Annotated in this window: 4 protein-coding genes and 1 pseudogene; 3 read left to right on the top strand and 2 right to left on the bottom strand. The window is 68.8% G+C overall.

From position 1 onward, the window contains the following. Positions 1–191: 191 nt before the first annotated feature. The gene (locus tag G3N99_RS34785) at positions 192–923 is read left to right on the top strand and encodes a ribonuclease T2 (RefSeq protein WP_174985635.1); all 732 of its coding nucleotides are present in this window, start codon (positions 192–194) and stop codon (positions 921–923) included. A gap of 45 nt (positions 924–968) precedes the next feature. On the opposite strand, the gene G3N99_RS34780 is transcribed toward G3N99_RS34785, so the two are convergent. Beyond that, positions 969–2,429 carry a fatty acid desaturase family protein gene (locus G3N99_RS34780; RefSeq protein WP_206124634.1) on the bottom strand — a complete coding sequence of 487 codons (1,461 nt, stop codon included), beginning with the start codon at positions 2,427–2,429 and terminating at the stop codon, positions 969–971. Between the two features lie 61 nt (positions 2,430–2,490). Between G3N99_RS34780 and G3N99_RS34775 the strand changes: the two genes are divergently transcribed. Together G3N99_RS34775 and G3N99_RS34770 are read left to right on the top strand one after the other, a co-directional pair. Beyond that, positions 2,491–3,201: a hypothetical protein gene (locus G3N99_RS34775; RefSeq protein WP_206124633.1), complete on the top strand. Its 711-nt coding sequence runs from the start codon at positions 2,491–2,493 to the stop codon at positions 3,199–3,201. A gap of 9 nt (positions 3,202–3,210) precedes the next feature. Next, entirely contained in the window at positions 3,211–4,326 is a 1,116-nt protein-coding gene (locus G3N99_RS34770; protein ID WP_206124632.1) for a hypothetical protein, read from the top strand. On the opposite strand, the pseudogene G3N99_RS34765 reads toward G3N99_RS34770, so the two are convergent. Continuing rightward, positions 4,314–4,681, bottom strand: a pseudogene (locus tag G3N99_RS34765) (hypothetical protein); the annotation flags it as partial. The gene G3N99_RS34770 and the pseudogene G3N99_RS34765 sit on opposite strands and share 13 nt — an antisense overlap.

Genomic DNA, 4,681 nt, shown 5'->3' with positions numbered 1-4,681 from the left:
CGCCGCGCTGGCGGCGCGCTTCGTTCGCGTGAGGTGGCGCGCCGCGACGGTGCGTGCCCGCGCCCCGTACCGCGGCACATAATTCGTCCACCTTCACATTTGTGCCACGTTGCGTCGGCAACAATCGCGGACAGACATTCGACAACCTTGCGGCGCATCCCGCGACCGCAAGCCTTTTCCGAGGAAACGCCATGCTCAAGACGCTCGCCCGCGCCGCTGCCGCACTCGCCGTCGCTTCCGCTTCACTGCACGCCTCCGCGCAGACCAGCTACGACTACCTGTTGCTCGCCGCGTCGTGGGAGCCCGGCTTCTGCGCGTCGCACGACACGCCGGAATGCACGAATCTCGCCGGCACGTATGCGGCGACGAGCCTGTCGCTGCATGGCCTGTGGCCGAACAAATACGACGGCAACCAGCCGTTCTACTGCGGCGTGCCGCAGAACGACATCGACCTCGACAACGCACACCAGTGGTGCAGCATGGACGCGTACCCGATCAGCAGCGCGACTCGCAACACGCTGTCGACGTACATGCCGGGCGTCGCGTCGTGCCTCGACAAGCACGAGTGGTTCAAGCACGGCACCTGTTCGAACTCGGCGACGCCCGATGCGTACTGGAACCAGGCGTCCGGCATGATCAGCCGGCTCGGCAACACGTCGTTCAACACGTTCCTGCAGGCGAACGCGGGCAAGACGGTCACGCGTAACCAGCTGCTGTCGGCGTTCGAAGGCGCATTTGGCAGCAATACGCGCAGCGCGGTGTCGCTGAAGTGCACGAAGACGAACGGCGTCAGCTATTTCACCGAAGCGTGGATTGCGGTGAAGACCAATGCGACCGCGCAGTTCCCGAGCGCCGCGTCGCTCGTGACGGACGGCAATACGCAGGGCACGTGCCCGACGTCGGGCGTGTACATCGCGAAGTAACGGGGAAGGGGCGACGGCGCGCGACATCGCGCATGCCGTCGCCGGTCACGGCTTCGGCGGGATGCCCGACCACAGCAGCCGGGCCAGTTCCGGCGCGTCGAGTTGCGGCTCGTGTGCGTCGAGCGCGTCGGGCAATGCATGCCACGGCACCGCCGGATTCCGGTGATGCTGCAGATGAAGGTTGATGTGATACGGCCAGACGAACACGCGGCCGATCCAGCCCGTGCGCCACGAATACGTCCAGTCGGCCCAGCCGGGCGTCGCATGCGGGCCGCCGCTGTGCTCGGCCATGCTGCGGATCTTCTGCAGCAGGACCGACAGCGTGAGCAGCGGCACGAACCACAGCGCGGCGGCCAGCAGGATCGTTCGCGCGGAACAGGCCCACACGAGCAGCGCGACGATCGCTACCCATACGGCCGCGGCTGCCTGGAACGGCCGGCCGAGTCGCGTGTTCTGCCCGCCCGCGCGCTTGAACGCCGCCATGTTGCGCACCATGTTCAGCACGAGCAGGTCGCCGAGGAACTGCCGCGCGAGCGGCCATGCGTCGAGCGGCCGGAACCGCCACGGCTGGTCGTGATAGAGAAACTGGCGCTCCGGGTCCTGCGCGGTGCCGAGATGCCGGTGATGCGCGAGATGCAGCGGCCGGTAGAACTCGACCGGTACGAGCCCCGGCACACCGATCGCGACGTTGATCAGGAAGTCGTTGAAACCGCGACGGCGCGTGAGGTGATAGTGGGCCGCGTCGTGATACAGGATGAACAGCGCATGCTGCCGCGTCGCGATGACGAGCACGGCAAGCGCATACAGGTACCACGTGCCGAGCGCGATGGCCACGCGGATCGCCACGACGATGCACGCCCATTCGAGCAGCGCGGCCGCAACCGTGCGCAGGTCGACCTTGGCGCGCAGCAACGCGAGCGTGAACGTGCCGGCCGCGAGGCCGATCGCGCAGCCCCATGCGACATCGGCGGCGCGATGCTGGCCGGTGGTCAGTGCCGTCGCCATCAGCAGCGCGCTCCACGCGACGAACAGTGCGGCCGATCGCTGCCGCAGCGCCAGCAGCACGATGGCGATCGCGACCGGCAGCGCGACGTGCCCGCTCGGCGATGCGGCAAGCGGCGCATCGATCCGCTGCAGCCACGCGATCCAGTTGTCATGAGCGGGCGGCCACACGATGGCGGTCGGATGCAGCAGATGGCACACGAGGCAAACACCGGCCGCGAGCGCGCCGGCGAAGAACGCCGGCAGCAGCCATGCGCGGCCGCGCCCGAGCCAGACGAGCGCGGGCAGTGCGAACAGGTAGCTGAGGTAGAGCGGCACGGTGCCGGGCAGCAGCGGAATCACGCGATCGAGCGCGCCCGCCGGAATGACCGTGACCGGCCCGAGCGGCCGGTGCGTGACGAACGTGTAGAACCCGCCTGTCACGACGAGATAGGTGACGAGCAGCAGCCATGGCCGGGCGATCGGCGCGTCGTTCGCATCCTGGCGGGAAACGGCGTTGGACATGGCGGGAGCGGGCGGGTAACGGGCTATCATAGCAAGCTGTTCAGTCTTGCAGGAGTAGCCGATGGAGTTGCGTGCCACCGCCGTCGAACGTGCGGCCCTGGGCCCGGACGACATCGACCGGATGTTCTCGTTGTATGCGGCGTCCTATTGCGACACGGTCCGTGCGCAGTTCGACCACGATCTCGGCGACAAGACGCACTGCATCGTGCTGCGCGACAGCGGCGGCGCGATCCAGGGCTTCTCGACGCTCAAGCAGTACGAGACACGCTGGCGCGACGCGTCGATCCGCGTGATCTTTTCCGGCGATACGATCATCGATCCCGCGCATTGGGGCGCGCAGCATCTCGCGTTCGCGTGGATCCGCCATGCGGGCGACGTGTGGCGGCAGGCGCCCGCCGTGCCGCTGTACTGGTTCCTGATCTGCAAGGGCCATCGCACCTATCGCTACCTGCGCACGTTCGCGCGCGACTACGCGCCGCGCGCCGACAACCTGACCGCACCGGCCACGCAGGACCTGATGGACTACCTGGCCGCGAGCCGCTACGGGCACGCGTACGATTCCGCCAGCGGCCTGCTGTCGTTCGACACGCCGCAGGGCCGGCTCACGCCCGCGCTCGCGGAGGTGCCGGCCGCGCACCGGCGGCTGGCCGACGTCGATTACTTCCTCGCACGCAACCCCGGCTATGCCCAGGGCGACGAACTCGTGTGCCTGTGTGAACTGTCGGCGTCGAACCTGCGGCCGCTCGCGCGCCGCCTGTTCGACGGTGTGTGAGCCGCGCGCATGCGGATCCGTCTCGCGCAACCGGCCGACAACGCGCGCATCCTCGATTTCCAGTCCCGCCATGCGATGCAGGGCAGCCTGCCATTGCGCTTCGATCGTGCACCCGACTACTTCGCGCTGCATCGCTGCCACGCGCCGCATCACGAGGTCTGGCTCGCGGAGGATGAGCGCGCGGCGCTGAAGGGGCTCGCGAGCCTCGTCGTGCGCGACGGCTATCTCGGCGAACGCGCGCAGCCGGTCGCCTATCTCGGCGATCTGCGCCTGATGCCCGACCGGCGGCTGTCGCGCGAGTGGACCGACTCGGTGCGCGAACGCTTCGCGACGCTGCGCACCGACGCCGGCGTGCAGCACGCGTATTGCTGCATGATTCGCGACAACCGGCTCGCGGTGCAGTCGCTGGCACGATCGCGGCGCGAGAACCGGCTGCGTTTCGCGCACTGGCACGGCTACGAGAACGTGTCGATCTATGCGCAGCGCGGGCTGTCGTCGGCGCCACGCAGTGTGCCGGGCGTGCGGATCGTCGAGGCGCAGCCGCATCATGCGGACGCACTGCGCGCGTTTCTCGATGCCGAGTCGCGCCGCCAGCCGTTCGGCGGCGTGTTCTGCGCGGACGAATTCGCGCGGCGGCTCGATACGTGGCCGTCGTTCGGCATCGGCGCGTTCCTGCTGGCACTCGACGCGCACGACAACCTGATCGGCTGCGTCGCGCCGTGGGATGCAGGCAATATCAAACGAATCGTGCTCGAACGGCTGCCGTTGCCGCTGCAGGCCGTCCGTGTCGCATTCAATGCATTCGCGCCCGCCTTGCGCCGCCCGCGTATCGCGGCGGCCGGCGAGCCGCTGCGCGACGTCTACCTGACTCACCTGCAGGTGCGCGACCGCGATCCGTCCGTGTTCGCGGCGCTGCTCGATGCCGCGTGGCTGCGCGTGCGCAACAGTCATGCGCTGATGCAGTTGTGCCTGTACGACGGCGATCCGCTCGGGCCGGCGCTCGCGCGCTACTACGCGGCGCGTACGCCGATGGATCTCTATACGCTGTCGACCGGCGAGCCGGCCGCGCCGATCGACGGCCTGCTGGCCGGCCGCGTGCCGGGCTTCGAGATCTACCTGGTCTGAGCGTGCGTGACGTGCAGCAGGTCGGCGAGCGCGAGCCAGAAGCGGCCGGCGTCGAAGCCGAGCCCGCCGAGCACGGGTTGGCCGTGGTCGAGCCGTGGCAGGCACACCTGCGGGATGCCGGCCATCACCTGATGTTCGAGATAGAACTGCCCGTCGTGCGCGCAGCCGGGACGATGCCCGTTCAGCCGTCCATGATGTGAATCGAAGCGCGTGGATGCCTCGACGGACCAGCTCACGCCATGCACGAGATGCAGGTCGCGCGGCAGCGCGGCAAGCATGTCGCCGACGCGCGGATCGCGCCGGCTGCTGATGTCGCGCGTGCCGGCGTCGGCCCAGCGCGTGCGCAGCATGCGGA

The organism is Burkholderia sp. Ac-20392 (genome assembly GCF_017104585.1).
GTDB classification, from domain to species: domain Bacteria; phylum Pseudomonadota; class Gammaproteobacteria; order Burkholderiales; family Burkholderiaceae; genus Burkholderia; species Burkholderia lata.
The sequence above is the reverse complement of the archived record's forward strand: the minus strand, read 5'-3'. Positions and strand labels throughout refer to the sequence as shown.